This window comes from Mesorhizobium sp. M0910, assembly GCF_040319465.1.
Lineage (GTDB): Bacteria > Pseudomonadota > Alphaproteobacteria > Rhizobiales > Rhizobiaceae > Mesorhizobium.
In genome coordinates this window covers 97,217-118,479 of sequence record NZ_JAMYNZ010000004.1, presented here as the reverse complement: position 1 = coordinate 118,479, position 21,263 = coordinate 97,217, and the positions used below count along the sequence as shown (strand labels likewise).

The following is a 21,263-nucleotide window of genomic DNA, read 5'->3' as shown; positions in this document are numbered from 1 at the left end:
GGTGACGCGCCGCTCAGGCGCCGGTGATCAGCTTCCCGGCCTTGGAGATCCACGATCCGGCATTCTCGCGCGGCTCGAGCCCACCACTCTGCAGGAGCTTGTAGGAGTCCTTGTACCACTGGCTGTCGGGATAGTTGGTGCCGAGCACGGCCGCAGCGGTCTGTGCTTCCGACGTCAGCCCCATCGCATAGTAGCTCTCGGTAAGACGCGCCAGCGCTTCCTCGACATGGCGTGTGTTGGAATAGTTCTCCACGACGTTGCGGAACCGTTTGACGGCCGCGATGTATTCGCGGCGCTCGAGATAGTAGCGGCCGATCTGCATCTCCTTGCCTGCGAGCTGATCGTTGGCGAAGCGGATCTTCTCCTTGGCATCATCGACATATTCGGAAGTCGGCCAGCGCGTCACCAGGTCCTGCATCGTCTGCGCGGTAAGACGCGCTTCCTTCTGGTCCTGGGTGACGTCCTTGATCTGGCGGTAGTAGCTCAGCCCGATAATATATTGGGCATAGGCTGCATCGTCGGTCGACGGGTAGAGGGTCAGGTAGCGCTTGGCCGAACCGATCGCCTCATCGTAATTGCCCTGACGGTAGTCGGCAAAGGCACCCATCACCATCGATTTGCGGGCGAATTCGGAATATGGATGCTGGCGGTCGACGGCATCGAACTTGCGGCTTGCCTCCTGCAGTCGCCCGGCATTCAGATTGGCGAGACCCTGATTGTAGAGCACGTCGGCCGGCTCGGTCTGATCGACATAGGTCGACAGGTCGACGTCCTTCTCGGACGACATGCAGGCCGACAGAAACAGCGATGGAACGACCACCGAAAGCGCCAGGAAAACAGCCCGCCGCAGCGCCTTCGATTGACCAACTCGCTTGAAAAACATGTTTGGATTCCGCCCTTTCGGCGTCATTTCAGTCGACGGCAGCAGCCATAAACCATAATTGCCTTGCCCGGCAACGCTATCCCCGGCCAATCGCACATTTTTGTGGCGGTTTGGCGCCACCTGGAAAGCCGTGTAATTTGGCCGGCCAGTGATGCATCCATGCAACACAGCTTGACCGCAACGTGGGCCGTAAGACCTTAAGAATCAGATCATCCAGGGCGCATAGAGGGGTGCGTTGACGGCGCTCATCTCCGCGGTACGCCCGCGCTCGCGGCGCGTCGTCTCGACGATCTCGAAAGCCGAACGGTCCGACAATAGACGGCGCAGCGCAGCGGCGTTCAGCCTGTGGCCACCACGATAGGAGCGGAAGCAGCCGATGAACCGGGCGCCGGCGAGCGCCAGATCGCCCATCGCATCCATGGTCTTGTGGCGCGCGAACTCGTTCGGATAGCGCAGGCCTCCGATGTTGATCACGCGGTTGTCGTCGCCGATCACCAGGGAGTTTTCCAACGAGGAGCCGAGCGCATAGCCGGCCGCCCACAGCCGCTCGACGTCCTTCATGAAACCGAAAGTGCGGGCCCGCGCGACGTCACGCCGGAAAATGTCGGCGTTCATGTCGGATGCAAAAAGCTGGCGCCCGATCGCCGGGCTTTCGAAATCGATCTCGATCTCGAAGCGCGTGCCGTCATAGGGCCGGAACTCCGCCCAGCAGGCGCCGTTCTCGATACGAACCGGCTTGACCACCCTGATGTAGCGACGCTTGACCGGCAGCGTTTCGATGCCTGCCTGGTCAATGGCCTCGACGAACATCACTGCGCTGCCGTCGAGGATAGGCACCTCATGGCCATCGATTTCGATGACGAGATTGTCGATCCCAAGCCCGAAAAGCGTCGCCATCAGGTGCTCGACGGTGGCGATGTGCTCGCCTTGCGGATCGCCGAGCATGGTGCAGAGGTCGGTGGCACCGACCTCGGAAACGAGCGCGCGAAATTCGTGGCTTCCGTTTGCATTCGAAAGCTGGAAGACGACACCCGTATCGGCGTCTGCCGGCAGGAAATGGACAGTGACCGGATTGCCACTGTGAACGCCGATGCCGGTCAGCGTCGCACGCGATTTAAGTGTCGTCTGATAGTCGTGCAAAACAATCCCCATAGCCCGTACTGCCTAGGTCCGCTTCATCTGCCCTGAGGGCGCGGCTCTTAATTGATCGGCAGGCAGGGCCACTTCCCCGAGACTCCCAGCAAACCGACTTTGGTCGGTGGCGAAGATAATGGTCCCGCGGGGAGACTCCAAATCACGGTTTCTTACTCGTTGTAACCGCGGCCCAGCGCGGGATTGCCGCATAAGTCTTTGTTTTAAAAGTATTTTTAATATTAACAGGCGAACAGTTTCCTGCTCGCCTGTTAACAACTGTTACGAACCGTTAACAGATCAATTGGCCTGTCGGCGCAGGAAGGCGGGAATCTCCAACTGATCGTCTTCCTGGACAGCCCGGCTCTGCGGCGTCAGGCGGCCCTGCTCATCCAGCTGGCCGCGACGCGGTGCGTAAAGCTGCGGATCCTGGCTGGCTAGGCGGCGCACTTCCGCCGGCGCCTGGCGCAGTTTCGGTTCGCGAGGCTGCGCCGGCTGCAGTCTTGCAGGTTCCTCTTCGCGGCGGGTCAAGCCGTTGGTCAGGCGCTTGAGCAAGCCCATCGGGCCGCTGTTCTCGTGGTCGGCCGGGCGGGCCTTGGCTTCCACTTCGGCCTTCACCTGCGGCGGGAAATCCTCGACCCGCGGCATGCGCTGGGGTGCCGCGGCAACCGGCTGCGGCATTTCACGATGCGGAGCGGGCTGCATCGCTTGCTGAACCGCCGGCTGCATCATTGGCTGCGGCTGAGCGGGAGGCGCCTGGAAGATCTTGCTCTGCGGACGGAAGTCTTCCGCATGGGCGACCGGTGCCGGGCGGGCCTGCGCCATCGCTGCCGCATTCGCCTCGGCGAGCTGAATGGCCTCGGCGACCGGATCGGCAGCACGTGGTTCATAGATCGGTTGCTGGACAGGCGCCGGGCGCATTTCCGTGACCTGGGCCGCCGGGCGGCTGACCGGCTTCGGCGGAGCCGCGCGGATGGCGATCGGCGCGGCAGCGATTTCGGCCGCCGATTTGTCGATGCCGGTGGCGACCACCGACACGCGGATAACGCCTTCGAGTTCCTCGTCGAAGGTGGCGCCCAGAATGATGTTGGCGTCCTGATCGACCTCTTCGCGAATGCGGGTTGCGGCCTCATCGACTTCGAACAGGGTCAGGTCGCGGCCGCCGGTGATCGAGATCAGCAGGCCCTTGGCGCCCTTCATCGAGGTCTCGTCGAGCAGCGGGTTGGCGATGGCGGCTTCAGCCGCGGCCATTGCGCGGCCCTCGCCCGAAGCCTCGCCGGTTCCCATCATCGCCTTGCCCATTTCGCGCATGACCGAGCGGACGTCGGCGAAGTCGAGATTGATCAGGCCTTCCTTGACCATCAGGTCGGTAATGCAGGCAACGCCCGAATAGAGCACCTGGTCGGCCATGGCGAAGGCATCGGCGAAGGTGGTCTTGTCATTGGCCAGCCGGAACAGGTTCTGGTTGGGAATGACGATCAGGGTGTCGACGCATTTCTGTAGTTCCTCGATACCCATGTCGGCCGTCTTCATGCGGCGCTGGCCTTCGAAGTGGAACGGCTTGGTGACGACGCCGACGGTAAGGATACCCTTTTCGCGGGCAGCGCGGGCAACGACGGGAGCCGCCCCGGTGCCGGTGCCGCCGCCCATGCCGGCAGTGACGAAGCACATATGCGTGTTGGAGAGATGATCGATGATCTCGTCGATGCACTCTTCCGCCGCCGCGCGCCCGACTTCAGGCTGCGATCCGGCGCCGAGACCCTCGGTGACATGCGCGCCGAGCTGGATCAGCCGCTCGGCCTTCGACATCGTCAGTGCCTGTGCGTCGGTGTTGGCCACCACGAATTCGACGCCGCGCAAGCCGGCGGTGATCATGTTGTTGACGGCATTGCCGCCGCCGCCGCCGACACCGAACACGGTGATGCGCGGCTTGAGCTCGGTGATGTCCGGCTTCTGCAGATTGATGGTCATTGTCTTCGTCCTTTGCCTTTCCCGCCGCTTCGCCGCCGCGGCCGCCTATGGGGCTGTCCCCGTCAAATTAAAAACTGTCTCTCAACCACTGACTCATTCGATGCAGTTTTCCGCCTGTTCCGGTCATCCGAAGACCGGAAATTCCCTTCGCCGGGCGGCTCTCGAAGCTCGCCATCTGCGGGTAGATCAGAAGCCCGACGGGCGTCGAAAAAGCCGGCCCCTTGGCCGCCTCGGGCAGGCCTGCCACGCCAAGCGGGCGGCCAATGCGCACATTGCGGCCGAGAATGCGGCGTGCTGCTTCGGGCAGGCCGGCAAGCTGGCTGGCGCCGCCGGTCAGCACCACACGCTTGCCGACGGCATTGCCGTAGCCGGACTTGTTCAGGCGGTCGCGCAGCAATTCCAGCGTCTCGTCGATGCGGGCGCGGACGATGCGCGTCATCACCGAGCGCGGGATCTGCAACGGCACCTCGCCGTCCTCGCCGATCGGATGGATGGAAACCAGGTCGCGGTCGTCGGCACTGCCAGGCAGCGCCGAGCCATGCATCACTTTCAGCCTTTCGGCGGCATCGAGCGAGGTCGACAGGCCCTTGGCCATATCCAGCGTGACGTGGTTGCCGCCGATCGCGATGGCGTCGCCGTGGACGAACTTGCCTTCCGAAAATACCGAGATCGTCGTCGTGCCGCCGCCCATGTCGATGCAGGCCGCGCCCATTTCGAGCTCGTCGTCGACCAGCGCGGCAAGCCCGCTGGCATAAGGCGTCGCCACCATGCGCTCGACCGACAGATGCGAGCGGTTGATGCAGAGCTCAAGATTGCGCAAAGGCGCCGCGTCGCCCGTCAGCACGTGCATGTCGACGCCAAGCTGGTCGCCAACCATGCCGCGCGGATCGCGCACACCGCGCTCGGCATCCAGAGAAAAGGCTACGGGAAGCGAATGGATCACCTCGCGCTCGGCCCGCAGCGCCTGCTTGGCGCCGGCGGCAAGCACGCGCTTGATGTCGGCCTCGTCGGCCTCATGGCCGCCGAGATTGATAGTCGCCGAAAAAGCCTCGCTCTTCAGCCGGCCGGCAGTCATGTTGACGATCAGCGAATCGACCGTCAGTCCCGCCATGCGTTCGGCGGCGTCGACGGCAAGACGGATGGCGTGCTCGGCGCGGTCGAGATCGATGACGACGCCCGATTTCACGCCTTGCGATTTCTGGTGGCCGATGCCGATGACCTGGACGCGATGCGAGCGTCCGCGCAGCAGCTTGCCATCGTCGCGCGGCTTGAGCTTGGCCACCACGCAGCAGACCTTGCTGGAGCCGACATCCAGCACCGTCAAGATGCCGGACCGGCGCGCCGAAGCATCGCTATTGCCGCCAAGCCAGCTCATATCTTCGTCTCCGGCTTGCGCTTCAGCATCTTGGGCTTTTCGTTGAGCGCGGCCTGGCGCTGTATCGCCGCCTCCGGCGTCAGCTGGACGACCAGACGATCGGAAAGGCGCATGTCGACGGCGGCGATGTCGCGCGTCAAAAGCCCGTTCTCGTGGTCCATCCTGACCAGGTCGGCAATCGCCTGGTCCTCGCCGTCTTCGGGAAGTTTGATCGTGATGCCGTTTTCAAGCTTGAGATCCCAGCGCCGTTCGCCGATGCGGATATAGCCCTTGATCCGCGCGGCGAGCTCCGGATAGTTCTTGATCTTCGCCAGGAAATCCGGCGCTTTGGCCGGTGCGCCGGTGCCGATGATCAGCGGCAGCAATATCTGCTTGCCGCCGGAGAACGGCGCAATGACGGCGCCGGATTTCTCGATGACCGAAAGCGCGCTGCCTTGCTGCCACAGCGCGAACGGCTCGCGCTCCTCGACGCGCACTTCCAGCGTATGCGGGTAGACCTTGCGCACTGCCGCGGCTTCGACCCAGGGTAGCGTGGTGATGCGTTCGCGCGCGGCTTCGGCATCGAAGCCGATCAGCGAGGTCCAGCCGTCGAGTTCCAGCCTGTCGAGAATATCGATCTCGGAAGTTTCGCGGTTGCCGACGACCTTGACCTGGTCGACGGCAAAGCCGGTGCGGGCGGTGACACTCTGGACGATGGCGTCGGCATGTCCGCCGAGATAGGCGCCATAGGCACTACTCGAAACAAGCAGTGCCGCCGACAGCATGGCAGCGCAATAGGGCGGCGCCTCGAAGTCGCCTTCGCCGAGGCGCGCCAGCACGCGCACCGGCCGGCGGAGCAGGCGCGGCAGCACGAAATGGTCGAACGACAACGGCATGCCGAACAGCGCCGGCCCGGCCGCGCCCTTCCCCCTGCCCTGTCCCCACTTCAACGCAGACACGAAGCGTCCTCCACCATCCAACTCAACAAATCGCCGAACGAGTGTCCCGCTTGCGCGGCGATTTCCGGCACCAAAGACGTCGGCGTCATGCCCGGCTGGGTGTTGACCTCGAGCCAGACAATTTCGCCGTTTTCGGAGTGACGATCGTCATAACGGAAGTCCGATCGGGAAACGCCCCGACAGCCGATAGCTTGATGAGCCTTGAGTGCCAGTGTCTGTATTTTTTGGTAAATATTCGGTGAAAGTTTTGCCGGGCATTCGTGTTTTGATCCTCCCGCGACGTATTTTGAATCATAGTCGTAGAAGGAATGGCCGGTCGGGATGATCTCGCAGACACCGAGCGCCACATCGCCCATCACCGCGCAGGTCAATTCCCGCCCGTGCACATAACGCTCGACCATGACCGTATCGCCGTATCTCCACTCGGACGAGCCGATGATCTGCGGCGGATGCGACTGACCTTCATGCACGATGACGACACCGAAGCTCGACCCTTCGTTGACCGGCTTGACCACATAGGGCGGCTTCATCGGGTGCTTGTTCTGGATGGCGAAGCGATTGGCCACCTTCGATTCCGCCACCGGAATGCCGGCCGCCTTGGCGACCTTCTTGGCCTGTTCCTTGTTCATCGCGAGCGCCGAGGCAAGCACGCCCGAATGGGTGTACGGAATGGCGAGGTACTCGAGGATGCCCTGGATGGTGCCGTCCTCGCCGAAAGGGCCGTGCAGTGCGTTGAAGACGACGTCAGGCTTGAGCGCGCTGAGCACCGAGCCGATGTCGCGCGAGACGTCGACGCGGGTGACCTGGTAGCCCTCTCCCTCGAGCGCATCGGCACAGGCTTTGCCCGACGACAGGGACACGGGCCGCTCGGACGAGAATCCTCCCAGAAGGACGGCCACGTGCTTGCTTGTCATTCCCCGTTATTTCCTCTCACAGCAGGCCCGCACTATCGTGCATGACCCGAAAAACATCGCGCACACTCACACTCCGAGCAACTTCGCTCCGTGTTTCCGCAACATTGAGTCCGAGTCTCCCGGCAGGTTGCCCCCCAGACGGAAACGCGAGCAACGCGTCGAAACGACTCAAATCAGGAAACGCTTCAGGGCAGAGAATCAGAGAGTTGATTCGCTGGCAAGTGCTTACGATTCCGATGGATTCACTTTCCGCAAAAACGGCAGCAAAATGTGAATTCATGAGTCCGAAAAGCAACGGCGGTCGACTTGCCTAAAGCAACTGCCCAAGAAATTCCTGGACCGCATGGCCCGGCCGAAAATTACCGATGCGCTTGATCTCCCACTGCAGCCGGATGCCCGATTTTTCGAGCACGCGCGCACGCACCGTCTCACCGAGATATTCAAGCTCGTACCCGGTGGCGGTTCCGGTGTTGATCATGAAGTTGCAATGCATCGGCGACATCTGCGCCCCGCCGACCATCAGGCCGCGGCAGCCGGCCTTGTCGATTTCCTTCCAGGCCGAGGTGCCCTCGGGATTCTTGAAGGTCGAGCCTCCGGTTTTTTCGCGGATCGGCTGCACGGTCTCGCGATGGTTCTGGACAGCATCCATCGCGGCCTTGATCGCCGCCTTATCCTCTGGAACGCCTTCGAGCAGCGCCGATGTGAAGATCAGCCCCGACGGCGCCGCTGAATGGCGATAGGCATAGCCCATGTCGGCATTGCTCAGCGTATGAACATTGCCCTTGCGGTCGAGTGCCCGCACCTCGACCACACGCTCGCGTGTCTCGACGCCATTGGCGCCGGCGTTCATCCTCAGCGCTCCGCCAATGGCGCCGGGAATGCCGTGGTAAAAGTGAAAGCCACCAATGCCGGCCTCGTAGGCAACGGCCGCAAGACGCTTGTCGGGCGTTGCGGCGCCCGCCTTGATCATGGTCGGCGCAATCACTTCGGTCTCGCCAAAGCCTTTGGCCGAAAGCCGGATGACGAAGCCCGCAACGCCGCCGTCACGGACAAGCAGGTTCGAGCCGACGCCGACGATGGTCAGTGGTATTTCCTCGGGCACCGCCTTCAGGAACGCGGCAAGATCGTCCTCGTCGGCCGGCTGGAACAATGCGTCGGCGAGCCCGCCGGCTCGGAACCAGGTGATCTTGTCCATCTCGGCATTGGGCGTGATGCGGCCGCGCAGTCCGGCAAGCCGGTCGCCAAGCTTCTCGATCAACGCCTGGCCGCGCATCATGAGATGGTCCCGCCGAGTTCCCTGGGCAGCGCATAGGCCCATTGGGTGATGTTGCCGGCGCCGAGGAAAACGACGAAATCGCCCGGCTTCGCCACCTCGCGAACGATCGGCCCGATCGCCGCCGGACCTTCGATGTAGCGTGCGTCGCGATGGCCGCCGGAGCGGATGCGCGACACCAGTGCGTCGGACGTAACGCCGTCGATCGGTTCCTCGCCGGCCGCATAGACGGGCGCCACCATTACCGTATCGGCGTCGTTGAAGCAGACGGAAAACTCGTCGAACAGATCGCGCAGCCGGGTGAAGCGATGCGGTTGGGTAACGGCGATGATGCGGCCCTTGGTGGCGCTGCGCGCGGCCTTCAGTACCGCCGTGATCTCGACTGGATGATGACCGTAATCGTCGAACACATCGACACCGTTCCACGAACCGGTATGGGTGAAACGCCGCTTGACGCCGGCGAAGGACGACAGGCCCTTCTTGATTGCCTCAGCCGAAAGGCCGAGCTCATGCGCGACGGCAATCGCCGCCGTCGCATTGGAGACATTGTGACGTCCGGGCATGGGTAGCCGCAGACCTGATATCGTTATCTGGCCGTGCGTCTTGCGATCGCGGATCACCACGTCGAATTCCGAGGTCGGGCCGTCCATGCGGTGATTGGTGAAGCGCACGTCGGCCTGCGCATTTTCGCCATAGGTGATGACGCGCCGGTCCTCGATGCGGGCGACCAGCGCCTGCACCTCGGGATGGTCGGTGCACATCACGCCGAAGCCGTAGAACGGCACATTCTCGACGAACTGACGAAACGCCTCGCGCACTTTGTCGAAGGAGCCGTAATGATCGAGATGCTCGGGGTCGATATTGGTGACGACGGCAATCTCGGCCGGCAGCCTGAGGAAGGTGCCGTCGCTCTCGTCGGCCTCGACCACCATCCATTCGCCGTCGCCCATGCGGGCATTGGTGCCATAGGCATTGATGATGCCGCCATTGATCACCGTCGGGTCGAGCCCGCCGGCTTCGAGTAGCGTCGCCACCATCGAAGTCGTCGTCGTCTTGCCATGCGTGCCGCCGATCGCGACCGCTTGGCGGAACCGCATCAACTCGGCTAGCATTTCGGCGCGCCGCACGATCGGCAGCAACTTCTCTCTCGCCGCCTTCAGTTCCGGATTGGATTTCTTGATTGCGGTGGAGACGACGGCCACCTCGGCCTCGCCGAGGTTTTCGGCCTGGTGGCCGACGAAGCATTCGATGCCCTTGTCGCGCAGCCGCTGCACATTGGCGCTGTCGGCCTGGTCGGACCCTTGCACCTTGTAGCCGAGATTGTGCAGCACCTCGGCGATGCCGCTCATGCCGATGCCGCCAATGCCGATGAAATGCACGAGGCCGATCGTCTGTGGCATCTTCATTCGTGCGTCTCCTTCCTGAATTCCGAAACGGATTTCCTGGACGCAATAGCCTCTGTCAGATCGGCGAGCAACCGCGCGGCATCCGGTTTTCCGGATGATTTCGCCGCCGCGGCCATTGTCGCCGCCCTGCCCGGATCATCCATCAAGGCCCCGATCAACGCAGCAATGTGCTCGGGCGAAAGCGTGGATTGCGGATGCACCTCGGCGCCGCCCGCTGCCGCAAGGGCCGCCGCATTCGCCGCCTGGTCGTGGTCGAGCGCGTGCGGATAGGGCACCAGCAGCGCCGGCCGGCCGATCACCGCGATTTCCGATACGGTCGATGCGCCGGAGCGCGACATCACCAGATGCGCCGCCGCCAGCCGCTTTGCCATGTCGGTGAAGAACGGCGACACCTCGGCCCCAATGCCAAGTGCGGCATAGGCGGCTTTCACCCGCGTCACATCGTCGGCGCGCGCCTGCTGTGTGATCGCCAGCCGCCTGCGCTGTGCGTCGGAAAGCCGGGCGATTGCCGCCGGCACCGCGTCGGAAAAGAACTGCGCGCCTTGGCTGCCGCCAAACACCAGCAATCGGAACGGCTCTTCGCCGGCCGATGCGGCATAAGGTGTCTTCGCCGCCTCCAGCACTTGCGGTCTGACCGGATTGCCGGTGGTCACCGTCTTGGCGCCTGCGGCACTGCTGTCTTCAGGCAGGAACCCACCGGCAATGGCGTCGACGCGGCCGGCAAGCGCGCGGTTGGCGCGGCCCATCACCGCATTCTGCTCGTGGATCAGCGTCGGCACCTTGCGCCGGGTCGCCGCGTAAAGCGGCGGCAGTGTCGGATAACCGCCGAAGCCGACCACGATGGCGGGCTTGATGCTGGCGATGACGGCCGATGCCTGCCGCACGCCGCGCCAGATTTTCCAAAACGCGGCGAGCACGGCAAAAGGATTTTTCGACCCCATCGTCGCCGACTGGATCGGATGGATGGCGGCTGCCGGGAACTGTCCGGTAAAGCGCTCGGCGCGCTCGTCCGTCGCCAGATGCACCGTCCAGCCGCGCCTGGTCAGTTCGTGCGCCAACGCCTCGGCCGGGAACAGGTGTCCGCCCGTGCCGCCTGCCGCCAGCAGGATGACCCCCTTCGCCATCTCACTCCGCCGGCATCGCACGCGGCGACGGCATGAAGCCCAGCTGCTTGCGCTTTTCCGGGCGCTTGCGCGTCAGCGCCAGCACCATGCCCATCGAGATGGCGATCGCGATCTGCGAAGAGCCGCCGTAGGAGATGAACGGCAGTGTCATGCCCTTGGCCGGCATCAGCTGCAGATTGACGGCCATGTTGATGACCGACTGCAGGCCGAAGACCGTGACCAGGCCGCCAACCGCATAGCGGGTGAAATCGTCCTGCTCCTTGAGCGCCGTGTTGAGACCGCGCAGCACGATGAAGCCGAAGATGGACATGATGAAGAAGCACATGATCAGCCCGAATTCCTCGCCGGCGACCGAGAAGACGAAGTCGGCATGGCTGTCGGGGATGACCCGTTTGACGGTGCCCTCGCCCGGCCCGACGCCGAACCAGCCGCCATTGATCAGCGCCTCGCGGCCCATGTCGACCTGGAACGTGTCGCCCTCGCCGGTCATGAAGCGGTCGATACGGCCGGCAACGTGCGGGAACACTGCATAGGCGGCGAACACGCCGCCGACGCCTGCAGCACCCAGCGCGACGATCCACAGCCACGGCAATCCGGCCATGAAGAACATCACCCCCCAGGTGCCGAGCACCAGCATGGTCTGCCCAAGGTCAGGCTGCGCCACCAGCAGCGAGATGACCAGTGCAAGCAGCAACATGGCGAACAAATTGCCCGGAATGTCGGGCTGGCGCTTGTGCTCGGCGAACAGCCAGGCGCAGATGATGACGAAGGCCGGTTTCAGGAACTCGGACGGCTGGATCGACAGGCCGGCTAGCGACACCCAGCGCCGCGCGCCCTTCACCTCGACGCCGATATAGAGCACCGCCACCATCAGAAACAGCATGATGCACAGCATGACCAGCGCCATGCGCCGGATCTGCCTGGATTCAAGGAATGAGACGGCCAGCATTACCCCAAGCGCCGGAATGGTGAAGATAATCTGGCGTGTCGCGAAGTGGAAACTGTCGAGCCCGATGCGCTCGGCCACCGCCGGGCTTGCGGCGAAGGACAAAACGATGCCGAGCCCCATCAGCGACAGGAACGCCGCCAGGAACCAGCGATCGATCGTCCACCACCAGGTCGCAACCGGGCTTTTGTCGAGACGGCTTTGCATTATCGTGTCCCTCCGATGGGCTTCACGCCATCAATGGCGGTTGCGGCTTGCCTGAACGCCTCGCCGCGCACTTCGAAATTCTTGAACTGGTCGAAACTGGCGCAGGCCGGCGACAGCAGCACCACCGCTTCGCCGCTACTATCCCTGGCCGCATCGCGGGCGGCGTGTTCGACTGCCGCGGCCAACGTGCCTGAGATCTCGTAAGGCACCGCTTCGCCCAGCGTCGCCGAAAAGGCCGGTGCAGCTTCGCCGATCAGATAGGCCTTGGCGATGCGCGGGAAGAAGCCGCGCAAGGGCTCGATGCCACCCTCCTTTGGCAGGCCGCCGGCAATCCAATGGATACGCGCAAAGCTCGACAGCGCCGGTGCAGCGGCATCGGCATTGGTCGCCTTAGAATCGTTGACGAACAGCACATGCCCTTTGCGGCCGACCTGCTCCATGCGGTGCGCCAGCCCCGGGAAACTCTCCAGTCCGGATTGGATTTCGCCGAGCTCGAGCCCGACCTTGAGGCAGGCGGCGGCGGCGGCAAGCGCATTCTGCGCATTGTGCTGGCCGCGCAAGGAGCCGATGCCTTCGAGGAAGGCGACCCGGCTGTAGCGGCCGTGCACGGCTTCCATTAAATTCGTACCGTCGGCAAAATAACCGTCGGTCAGTGGCAGGCGCTTGGAAATCCGAATGACCTGCCGGCCGGCCCGCTCCAGCCGGTCGGCGATCTGGGCGCACCAGGAATCGTCGACGCCGATGATTGCCGTCTCGCTGCCGGCCACCAGCCGCTCCTTGATCGAGGCGTAGTGTTGCATCGTGCCATGGCGGTCGAGATGGTCCGGCGTCAGATTGAGCAGGACGCCGGCCGTCGGATTGATCGAGGGGGCAAGGTCGATCTGGTAGGAAGAGCACTCAACCACATAGTGCCGCTCGGGCTGCGGCGGATCGAGCGTCATCACCGCACGGCCGATATTGCCGCCCATCTGCGTGTCGCGCCCGGCCGACTTGAGTATGTGCGCCGTCAATGCCGTGGTCGTCGACTTGCCGTTGGTGCCGGTGATCGCAATGAAAGGTGCTTCCGGCGCCCGCGCCGTCCGCTCGCGGCAGAAAAGCTCGATATCGCCTATGATCTCGACGCCGGAGCCCCGCGCGAGCTCGACAGTCCAGTGCGGCTTCGGGTGCGTCAGCGGCACGCCGGGCGACAGCACGAAGGCGGAAAACCTCGCCCAGTCCGCGCCGCGCAGGTCCGCGGTTGCAATACCGACCGCGCCAGCCTTGGCGACGCTGTCGGGATTGTCGTCCCAGGCCAGCACATCTGCGCCGCCTTCGATCAGCGCGCGCGCCGTGGCGATCCCCGAGCCGCCGAGCCCGAAGAGCGAAACGCGCTTGCCTGAAAAGGATGCGGCGGGGATCAAGCGGCCTCCTATCTGAGCTTCAGGGTCGACAGGCCGACCAGCGCCAGGATGACGGCGATGATCCAGAAGCGGATCACCACCTGGCTTTCGGTCCAGCCGAGCTTTTCGAAATGATGGTGGATCGGCGCCATCAGGAAGACGCGCTTGCCGGTCATCTTGAAATAGCCGACCTGGATGATGACCGAGAATATCTCGACAACGAACAGGCCTCCGACGATGACCAGCACGATCTCGTGCTTGGTCGCCACCGCGACCGTGCCGATCAGCCCGCCCAGCGCCAGCGAGCCGGTATCGCCCATGAAGATGGCCGCCGGCGGCGCATTGAACCACAGGAAGCCGAGTCCGGCGCCGATCACCGCTCCAAGGACCACCGCCAGTTCGCCGGTACCGGGCACGAAATGGATCTGAAGATATTCGGCGAATACCGCGTTGCCGGAGAGATAGGCGATGACGCCGAAGGACGCGGCCGCGATCATGATCGGCACAATCGCCAGTCCGTCGAGGCCGTCGGTCAGGTTCACCGCATTGCCGGCGCCGACGATGACGAAGCACGAGAACGGGATGAAGAACCAGCCGAGATTGACGAGAAACTCCTTGGCGAAAGGGAATGTCAACGATGACGAGAACGGCGCCTGGCCGTTATGCATAATCACCCAGGCGGCGATGCCTGCGATGGCAAATTCGAGCCCCAGCCGCGCTTTGCCGGAAAAGCCGAGATGCGATTGCTTCGTCACCTTGAGGTAGTCGTCGTAAAAGCCGATCGAGCCGAACCCCAGCGTCACCAGCATCACCACCCAGACGTAGATGCTCGACAGGTTCGCCCACAGCAGTGACGAACCGATGATGCCGGACAGGATCATCAGCCCGCCCATGGTCGGCGTTCCCGCCTTTTTGAAATGCGTCTGTGGCCCATCGGCGCGGATCGGCTGTCCCTTGCCTTGCCGCAGCCTCAGCGAATTGATGATTGTCGGTCCGAAGATGAACACGATCAGCGCCGCCGTGATCAGTGCCCCGCCGGTGCGGAAAGTTATGTAGCGGAAGACGTTGAAGACCGAGATCTTGTCCGCAAATTCGACGAGCAGTGTTAACATGCGCTTGCGTCCCCGGACCGATCCTAGGTCTGTCTGCTGTTTGTGGCTTCCGCCGGAAACTTGCCGAGCAATGCCTCGACCAGTTTTGAAAAACCGATGCCTTTCGACGATTTGATCATAACCACGTCGCCCGGCCTCAACTCCGACAGAAGCACCGGTTTCAGATCTTCCGCGCCGGCGCGGTACTCCGTCCTGATCTCGCCGGGCAAAACGTCGGCCAGCGCCCGCATTTCCGGGCCGCCGAGAAAAACTGTGCGCGTGTCGGTGCCGACGATCAGGTTCGCAAGGGCGGCATGCAATTTCGCCGAATGGCCGCCGAGCTCGAGCATATCGCCGAGCACGGCAATGCGCCTGCCCTCGCCCGACACCGGCGTCGTGTTGAGCAGCGCCATTGCAGCGCTCATCGACGCCGGATTGGCGTTGTAGCTCTCGTCGATCAGCGTGATCGGCCCCTTGGGGTGGCGCAACATATAGCGTTTGCCGCGTCCGCGTTCGGGCGAAAGATCGGCCAGCGCCTGCGCAACCCTGGTGACGTCGGCTCCGACCAGATGCGCTGCACCCAGCACCGCCAGCACATTCTGCACCATATGGCGGCCCGGCGCGCCGATCCTGGCGACGATCTCATGCCCGCCAATCTTGGCGGTTACCACGGAATGATCGGCATCGAGTTCGCATTTGATCAGTTTGAAGGTCGCCCGGGCATTCTCGCCGAATCCGTAAACATGCTCGACGCCGGCCTCTTTCGCCATCTTCTCCAGCAGCTTCCAGCGCGCATCGTCGCGGTTGAGAAGGGCGGCACCGCCGGGTTCCAGTCCCTCGAAAACCTCTGCCTTGGCCTTGGCGATCTCATCCAGGTTGCGGAAGAAGCCGAGGTGAGCGGCCGCGATCAGCGTAATGATGGCGACATGCGGCCGGACCATCTTGACCAGAGGCCGGATCTCGTCCGGATGGTTCATGCCGATCTCGAAGACGGCAAAATCGCAAACCTGCGGCATGCGCGCCAGCGTCAGCGGCACACCCCAGTGATTGTTAAACGACTGGGCCGATGCATGCACGGTACCGACCGCGGAGAGAGCGTGGCGCAGGGCTTCCTTGGTGGTGGTCTTGCCCGCCGATCCGGTCACGGCAATCACCCTCGCCTTTGAGCGTGCGCGCGCCGCAACGCCGAGCTTTTCCAGCGCGACGAGCACATCCTCCACGACGATCATCGGTGCCGTCAGCCGCCCCAGCGACGGCAGCTTGCCCTCGGCGACGACCAGCACGCCGGCGCCCGCCTTGATGGCGGCGGTGACGAAATCATGGCCGTCCATGGCCTCGCCCTTGACGGCGAAGAAGGCGTCTCCCGGCTGCAGGCTGCGGCTGTCGATGGAAATGCCGGCGATGCCTTCAGGCATCGGACCGAGCGGCCGGCCATCCATGGCGGCAACCAGCGCCTCGGAGGTCCACAGATAGCTCACGCCGCTTGCTCCCTGAGCGCCGAGCGAACTTCCTCGTGATCGGAAAAATGCAGCGTCTCGGCACCGATGGTCTGGCCTTCCTCATGGCCCTTGCCGGCCACGATCAGCGTATCGCCGGCGTGAAGCATCCCGACTGCCTGGTGGATGGCCTTGCGCCGGTCGCCGATCTCGATCGCCCCCGGTGCAGCCGCCAGGATCGCGGCGCGGATCGTCTCGGGGACTTCCGAGCGGGGATTGTCGTCGGTGACGATGACGACATCGGCCAGCCTCGTGGCGATCTCGCCCATGATCGGCCGCTTGCCCCGGTCGCGGTCGCCGCCGCAACCGAATACGACGATGACGCGGCCGGTGGTAAAGGGGCGCACCGAAGCCAGCACGTTTTCCAGTGCATCCGGCTTATGAGCATAGTCGACATAGACGGGCGCCCCGTTGGCGGCCGTCCCGACAAGGTCGAGCCGTCCCGGCGCGCCCTTCAATTTCTCCAGCGCCATCAAGGCTTTGGCAACAGATGTTCCAGTCGAAATGGCGAGGCCGGCCGACACCAGCGCATTTGCAATCTGGAAGTCGCCAGCCAGCGGCAAGTCGACTTCATGGAGAACGCCGTCCGCTTCAACCTCGGCGCGCTGGCGGTGGCGCTCGTGCTCGACCCGCTTCAGCCGCAGGAAATCGCCGTGGCGTCCGACCGTCAGCACGTTCAGTCCCGCTGCATGCGCCGCTTTGATCGTCGGCTCCGACCACGGGTCGTCGGCAAAGATGACGGCCGGCGCGCCCTTCGGCAGCAGCGCGTCGAACAGACGCAATTTGGCGCGATGATAGTCCTCGACCGTCGGATGATAGTCCATATGGTCGCGGCCGAGATTGGTGAAGCCGCCGGCCGTAAGCTTGACGCCGTCGAGCCGGCGCTGGTCGAGGCCATGGCTGGACGCTTCCATCGCGGCGTGGGTGACGCCGGCCTCCGCCAGCTCCTTGAGCAGCCTGTGCAATGCCACCGGATCCGGCGTGGTCAGCGAGCCATATTCGTTGCGGCCCGGCGCCACCACGCCGGTCGTGCCGATCGAGGCGGCGGCGAAACCCGCCTGCTCCCATATCTGCCGGGTGAATGCGGCGACCGAGGTCTTGCCGCTGGTTCCGGTCACCGCGACCATGGTTTGCGGTTGCTTGCCGAAATAACGGGCCGCACTCTGCGCCAGCGCAAGGCGCGGATCGTCTACGACAAGAACCGGAACTGGCAGCCCGGCGACCGCACTCCCCTTGCCGACCACGATCGCTGCAGCGCCGCGGCTTGCGGCGTCGGCTGCATAGGCTGCGCCATCCGCCTTGGAGCCGGTGAGCGCGAAAAAGACGATGCCCTCTGTTACCTGGCGGGAATCCGACGAAATCCCTGTAACCTCCATGTCGAAGGGAGCTGTCCCATCGACAGGCAGGATACCGGCTAGATTTTTCAGCTTCATCGAACCCCGTTCATCGCAACAAAATAGCGCGCAGTTGCCGGCGCGCCCGAAGAATCACTGATAGGAAACCAGCGTTGCACCATTTTCATGGCTGAAATCTGGCTTCACGCCAAGCATGGAAGCCGCACGTCGGATGATGTTTGCAGCCATGATGCCCGCGTTCGAGGCGGCCGTAGCACCCATGCCGGGCTTTTCCGGCTTCGGTTCGTCGGCGATCGTAAGCACTATGTATTGCGGATCGTCCATCGGGAAAGCTGCAACGAAGGCGTTGAAATTCTTTTCCTTCGAGTAGCGGCCGTTGACGACCTTCTCCGCCGTTCCCGTCTTGCCGCCCACCCGGTATCCTGGCACCCGTGCATTGCGACCGGATCCCTTTTCGGCATTGAGTGCATAGAGATAGCGCATGCCCTCGACCGTCTTGTCGCTGACCACTTTCTTGGCCACCGCCATCGCCTGCTCCTGCGTGCGAGGCAGGAAGGTTGGGTCCATCAGATAGCCGCCATTCATCAGCGCGGCGCAGCCGACCGCTGTCTGTAGCGGAGTCGTCGACACGCCGTGGCCGAAGGCGATGGTGATCGAATTGACCTGCTTCCAGACCTTGGGCTCGGTCGGCCGAGCGACTTCCGGCAGTTCGGTCTGCATCTTCTCGAGGATTCCCAGGCGATGCAGGAATTCGCGGTGTCCGTCGATGCCAACCGCTTCGGCTTCCTTGGCAGAACCGATATTGGACGAGTAGATGAACACTTCCGGAACTGACAGTATCCGGCCCTTGGCATGGAAATCATGGATGGTTTGATGGCCGATCCTGATCGGGCGCGACGCGTCGAAGCGGCTTTGCAGCGTTATCTTGCCGGAATCGAGCGCCATGGCGGTGGTGAAGCTCTTGAAGGTCGACCCCATTTCGTAGAGGCCTGCGGACATTCGGTTGAGCCGGTCCTTGTCCTGCGCATTATAGGGGTTGTTCGGATCGAAATCCGGAACGGAGGCCATCGCCAGCACCTCGCCGGTCTTGACGTTGAGCACGACGGCGCCCGCCGCGATCGCGTCGTACTTTTCCATGCCGGTGGCGACCTCGTCGCGCACGACATGCTGGACGCGCAGGTCGATCGAGAGCTGCACCGGTTTCAAATCCTTGGCCACCGCCAGGCCCGACGCCTGAAGGTCGCTCAAGCCTTGTTCGTCTATGTATTTCTCCATGCCGGAGATGCCCTGATTGTCGATGTTGGTGAGGCCGACAATGTAGGACGAGGTTTCGCCGGCCGGATAGAACCGGCGCTTTTCGGTGCGGAAGCCGAAGCCGGGGATGCCGAGCTGCATGATGTCGGCCTGCTGCTTCGGCGTCAGTTGCCGCTGCAGCCAGACGAAGCCGGCGCCGCTCTTCAGCTTGTTGTATGTCTGCTCGTAGTCGATCTCGGGAAGCACCGTCGACAGTTTTTCGATCGCCTCGTCGGCATCGACGATGCGGCGCGGCTCAGCAAACAGCGACGCCGTCTTGATGTCGGTCGCCAGCACTTCGCCGTTACGGTCGACGATGTCGGGTCGCGATGCCGTCACCCGGCTCTGCGGGCCGCCCGACAGGTCGGGATTCTGGAAACCCAGATAGACCAACCGCCCGGCAATGGTAGAATAGATGCCGAAGAACACCGCCATCGTCATGACGATGCGGGTCCTTCCCTTGCCACCGGTCGCCTTGCGGGCGCCTTCGACCACGATCGATCCGCCCGCACCGGGCTTCGAACCGCGCTTCAGCAGCCTCCCAACCTTTGGAAATCTGGCGGCGATTGGAAATCCACTGATCATTGGATGATGCCTCCGGTCACCACGGGATCCTTGCCGCCGACATCGGCCATGCCGCCCAGCCGCTGCGATGAAAGGTCCTCGATGTTGACGGGCTTCGCCGGCAGATCGTCCAGCCCGACGATCTGCCGCGCATTGACCGGCTCGAGTCCGAGTTGCGATTTGTAGATTTCGGTGAGCTTTTGCAGGCGCGACGGCTGGGTAAGCAGGCTCCAGTCCGCCTTGAGCAGGTCGATCGTGTCCTCTTCATAACGGATCTGCGCCTGGATCTTGTGCACTGCCGCCAGTTGCTCCTCGGCCTCGCGCTTGGTCTTGTAGGTCAGGGCAGCCGCCGAAACCATGACGGCGATCAGGACTATGTCGCTGGTACGAAACACGTGCTCACCTCTCTCCCGGTCGATCGGCGCCGGGAAGCTTTGGGCCAGGCAGTTTTGGCAGGCCGAAAATCGAAAAATCGCCGGCACGCGCCGGCGCCTCTGTACGGATCGCAGCGCGCAGCCTTGCCGAGCGCGCCCGCGGATTTGCTGATATCTCGGCATCGCCAGGCGTCACGCCGCCGCCCTTCTTGGTGAAGGTGGCGGTGCGCGCCTGGGCCTCGGGCAGATGCCGCGATCCGGTCGCTGAATCGGCTCTGTCGGCGATGAAGCGCTTGACAATGCGGTCCTCCAGGGAATGGAAGGTCACCACGGCAAGCCGCCCGCCCGGTTTCAGCACGCGCTCGGCGGCAAACAGCGCCTTGGCCAGTTCGCCGAGTTCGTCATTGACGAAGATGCGCAGCGCCTGGAAAACGCGGGTGGCCGGATGGATCTTGTCTTTCGGCGCGCGACCGATATGCGTCTCGATGGCATCGGCAAGGTCGAGCGTGCGCTCGAAGGGGCGTTTTTCGCGACGGCTTTCGATCATGCGGGCGATGCGCCCGGCATGGCGTTCCTCGCCAAGAAAACCGAAGATGCGGGCGAGATCGCCCACCTTGAAGGTGTTGACGACGTCGGCGGCGCTCAGGCCCGCCTGCGCCATGCGCATGTCGAGCGGTCCATCGGCCCGGAACGAAAAGCCGCGCTCCGGCTGGTCGATCTGCATGGAGGAGATGCCGATGTCGAGCACGACGCCATCGGCACTTTCAACCTGCTCGTCGAGCGTCGAGAACGGTGCCTGGACAAGCCTGAGCTTGCCGCCGGACTGCTGTTCAAGGGCCCGCCCCGCCGCGATCGCATCCGGATCGCGGTCGATGGCGACGACCGAGGCTCCGCTTGCCAGAATGGCCTTGGTGTAGCCGCCGGCACCGAACGTGCCGTCGACGATCACCTCGCCTTTTGTCGGGGCCAGCACCTCCAGAACTTCGGCAAGGAGGACCGGAATGTGGCGGGCTGGTCCGCCAGCGGCATGAACTTCATCGCCGTCGCCCGCCATCATTCCGGCCGCTCCCCGGGCTTCGTCCCCTGCCGAAGCCGCAAAAGCCGGGCGCGTGTTTCCGTCCCATAGGCGCTGAGCCGTCCGGGCTCCCAGATCTGAAAGAAATTGCCGCGGCCAACGAAGGCCACTTCCGCTGAAATGCCGGTATGCTCGCGAATGAAATCGGTCATCGTGATACGGCCGTCCTGGTCGAGCTTCAGAAACGTTCCATCGCCATGGCAGAAGAACGACATGTCGTCCGCCGTCTGCAGGAACGGGTCTTCCTGGGCGATGCGCTGCTCGTAGCGATCGAGCAGGTCGAGCCCACCGACATCCATCGCCGGGCGATCCAGGCAGCGTAGCGCATAAAGTTCCGAATAGCCGCGTTTCTGCACAACGGCACGGAAATGCGCCGGCACGGACACCCGTCCCTTCGCATCGATCCTGTTCACCGCGTTCGACAGAAACCGGTCCATTACGCGTTACGGCCGCTTGCGCCGCCGCACC

General features: G+C 63.5%; 18 protein-coding genes. All 18 read right to left on the bottom strand.

The window, feature by feature from the left end; genetic code table 11:
• Window positions 1–13: 13 nt before the first annotated feature.
• The 18 genes from NKH78_RS11525 to mraZ all read right to left on the bottom strand — a co-directional run bounded on the left by NKH78_RS11525 (window position 14) and on the right by mraZ (window position 21,232).
• Complete coding sequence (locus tag NKH78_RS11525) at window positions 14–883, bottom strand: outer membrane protein assembly factor BamD (RefSeq protein ID WP_254818981.1); 870 nt, start codon at window positions 881–883, stop codon at window positions 14–16.
• 204 nt (window positions 884–1,087) lie between these two features.
• Window positions 1,088–2,035: a UDP-3-O-acyl-N-acetylglucosamine deacetylase gene (lpxC, locus tag NKH78_RS11520; RefSeq protein ID WP_352505603.1), complete on the bottom strand. Its 948-nt coding sequence runs from the start codon at window positions 2,033–2,035 to the stop codon at window positions 1,088–1,090.
• Window positions 2,036–2,314: 279 nt separating this feature from the next.
• The gene (gene ftsZ / locus NKH78_RS11515) at window positions 2,315–3,985 is read right to left on the bottom strand and encodes a cell division protein FtsZ (RefSeq protein WP_254818983.1); all 1,671 of its coding nucleotides are present in this window, start codon (window positions 3,983–3,985) and stop codon (window positions 2,315–2,317) included.
• Window positions 3,986–4,052: 67 nt separating this feature from the next.
• Complete coding sequence (gene ftsA / locus NKH78_RS11510; RefSeq protein ID WP_352740798.1) at window positions 4,053–5,360, bottom strand: cell division protein FtsA; 1,308 nt, start codon at window positions 5,358–5,360, stop codon at window positions 4,053–4,055.
• On the bottom strand, window positions 5,357–6,298 hold the full coding sequence (locus NKH78_RS11505; protein WP_352703483.1) for a cell division protein FtsQ/DivIB: 942 nt from the start codon (window positions 6,296–6,298) through the stop codon (window positions 5,357–5,359). Before NKH78_RS11505 ends, ftsA begins: the two co-directional genes overlap by 4 nt.
• Entirely contained in the window at window positions 6,286–7,212 is a 927-nt protein-coding gene (locus NKH78_RS11500; RefSeq protein ID WP_254818986.1) for a D-alanine--D-alanine ligase, read from the bottom strand. Before NKH78_RS11500 ends, NKH78_RS11505 begins: the two co-directional genes overlap by 13 nt.
• 310 nt (window positions 7,213–7,522) lie before the next feature.
• Complete coding sequence (gene murB, locus NKH78_RS11495) at window positions 7,523–8,488, bottom strand: UDP-N-acetylmuramate dehydrogenase (protein ID WP_352687580.1); 966 nt, start codon at window positions 8,486–8,488, stop codon at window positions 7,523–7,525.
• On the bottom strand, window positions 8,485–9,891 hold the full coding sequence (gene murC / locus NKH78_RS11490; RefSeq protein ID WP_352740800.1) for a UDP-N-acetylmuramate--L-alanine ligase: 1,407 nt from the start codon (window positions 9,889–9,891) through the stop codon (window positions 8,485–8,487). The genes murB and murC overlap by 4 nt, the downstream gene beginning before the upstream one ends.
• The gene (murG, locus tag NKH78_RS11485; RefSeq protein WP_352505599.1) at window positions 9,888–11,015 is read right to left on the bottom strand and encodes an undecaprenyldiphospho-muramoylpentapeptide beta-N-acetylglucosaminyltransferase; all 1,128 of its coding nucleotides are present in this window, start codon (window positions 11,013–11,015) and stop codon (window positions 9,888–9,890) included. The genes murC and murG overlap by 4 nt, the downstream gene beginning before the upstream one ends.
• Window position 11,016: 1 nt before the next feature.
• Entirely contained in the window at window positions 11,017–12,168 is a 1,152-nt protein-coding gene (gene ftsW / locus NKH78_RS11480) for a putative lipid II flippase FtsW (protein WP_023676765.1), read from the bottom strand.
• Window positions 12,168–13,568 carry a UDP-N-acetylmuramoyl-L-alanine--D-glutamate ligase gene (gene murD, locus NKH78_RS11475; RefSeq protein WP_352740802.1) on the bottom strand — a complete coding sequence of 467 codons (1,401 nt, stop codon included), beginning with the start codon at window positions 13,566–13,568 and terminating at the stop codon, window positions 12,168–12,170. The genes ftsW and murD overlap by 1 nt, the downstream gene beginning before the upstream one ends.
• 8 nt (window positions 13,569–13,576) lie before the next feature.
• Window positions 13,577–14,659 carry a phospho-N-acetylmuramoyl-pentapeptide-transferase gene (mraY, locus tag NKH78_RS11470; protein WP_254818991.1) on the bottom strand — a complete coding sequence of 361 codons (1,083 nt, stop codon included), beginning with the start codon at window positions 14,657–14,659 and terminating at the stop codon, window positions 13,577–13,579.
• Window positions 14,660–14,682: 23 nt separating this feature from the next.
• The gene (locus NKH78_RS11465; protein WP_352740804.1) at window positions 14,683–16,116 is read right to left on the bottom strand and encodes a UDP-N-acetylmuramoylalanyl-D-glutamyl-2,6-diaminopimelate--D-alanyl-D-alanine ligase; all 1,434 of its coding nucleotides are present in this window, start codon (window positions 16,114–16,116) and stop codon (window positions 14,683–14,685) included.
• Window positions 16,113–17,567 (bottom strand): UDP-N-acetylmuramoyl-L-alanyl-D-glutamate--2,6-diaminopimelate ligase, encoded by a 1,455-nt coding sequence (locus NKH78_RS11460; protein ID WP_352687570.1) that lies wholly within the window; start codon window positions 17,565–17,567, stop codon window positions 16,113–16,115. The genes NKH78_RS11465 and NKH78_RS11460 overlap by 4 nt, the downstream gene beginning before the upstream one ends.
• A gap of 54 nt (window positions 17,568–17,621) precedes the next feature.
• On the bottom strand, window positions 17,622–19,367 hold the full coding sequence (locus NKH78_RS11455) for a peptidoglycan D,D-transpeptidase FtsI family protein (protein ID WP_352740806.1): 1,746 nt from the start codon (window positions 19,365–19,367) through the stop codon (window positions 17,622–17,624).
• Complete coding sequence (gene ftsL, locus NKH78_RS11450) at window positions 19,364–19,741, bottom strand: cell division protein FtsL (RefSeq protein ID WP_254818995.1); 378 nt, start codon at window positions 19,739–19,741, stop codon at window positions 19,364–19,366. The genes NKH78_RS11455 and ftsL overlap by 4 nt, the downstream gene beginning before the upstream one ends.
• 4 nt (window positions 19,742–19,745) lie before the next feature.
• Window positions 19,746–20,777 (bottom strand): 16S rRNA (cytosine(1402)-N(4))-methyltransferase RsmH, encoded by a 1,032-nt coding sequence (gene rsmH / locus NKH78_RS11445; protein WP_352687566.1) that lies wholly within the window; start codon window positions 20,775–20,777, stop codon window positions 19,746–19,748.
• The gene (gene mraZ, locus NKH78_RS11440) at window positions 20,774–21,232 is read right to left on the bottom strand and encodes a division/cell wall cluster transcriptional repressor MraZ (RefSeq protein WP_352740808.1); all 459 of its coding nucleotides are present in this window, start codon (window positions 21,230–21,232) and stop codon (window positions 20,774–20,776) included. The genes rsmH and mraZ overlap by 4 nt, the downstream gene beginning before the upstream one ends.
• Window positions 21,233–21,263: the final 31 nt, after the last annotated feature.

Bases quoted from the DNA above. Each gene is read 5' to 3' on its own strand.
- NKH78_RS11525 (WP_254818981.1), bottom strand. From the start codon at position 883: ATGTTTTTCAAGCGAGTTGGTCAATCGAAGGCGCTGCGGCGGGCTGTT.
- lpxC (WP_352505603.1), bottom strand. From the start codon at position 2,035: ATGGGGATTGTTTTGCACGACTATCAGACGACACTTAAATCGCGTGCG.
- ftsZ (WP_254818983.1), bottom strand. From the start codon at position 3,985: ATGACCATCAATCTGCAGAAGCCGGACATCACCGAGCTCAAGCCGCGC.
- ftsA (WP_352740798.1), bottom strand. From the start codon at position 5,360: ATGAGCTGGCTTGGCGGCAATAGCGATGCTTCGGCGCGCCGGTCCGGC.
- NKH78_RS11500 (WP_254818986.1), bottom strand. From the start codon at position 7,212: ATGACAAGCAAGCACGTGGCCGTCCTTCTGGGAGGATTCTCGTCCGAG.
- murB (WP_352687580.1), bottom strand. From the start codon at position 8,488: ATGATGCGCGGCCAGGCGTTGATCGAGAAGCTTGGCGACCGGCTTGCC.
- murC (WP_352740800.1), bottom strand. From the start codon at position 9,891: ATGAAGATGCCACAGACGATCGGCCTCGTGCATTTCATCGGCATTGGC.
- murG (WP_352505599.1), bottom strand. From the start codon at position 11,015: ATGGCGAAGGGGGTCATCCTGCTGGCGGCAGGCGGCACGGGCGGACAC.
- ftsW (WP_023676765.1), bottom strand. From the start codon at position 12,168: ATGCAAAGCCGTCTCGACAAAAGCCCGGTTGCGACCTGGTGGTGGACG.
- mraY (WP_254818991.1), bottom strand. From the start codon at position 14,659: ATGTTAACACTGCTCGTCGAATTTGCGGACAAGATCTCGGTCTTCAAC.
- NKH78_RS11460 (WP_352687570.1), bottom strand. From the start codon at position 17,567: ATGAAGCTGAAAAATCTAGCCGGTATCCTGCCTGTCGATGGGACAGCT.
- NKH78_RS11455 (WP_352740806.1), bottom strand. From the start codon at position 19,367: ATGATCAGTGGATTTCCAATCGCCGCCAGATTTCCAAAGGTTGGGAGG.
- rsmH (WP_352687566.1), bottom strand. From the start codon at position 20,777: ATGATGGCGGGCGACGGCGATGAAGTTCATGCCGCTGGCGGACCAGCC.
- mraZ (WP_352740808.1), bottom strand. From the start codon at position 21,232: ATGGACCGGTTTCTGTCGAACGCGGTGAACAGGATCGATGCGAAGGGA.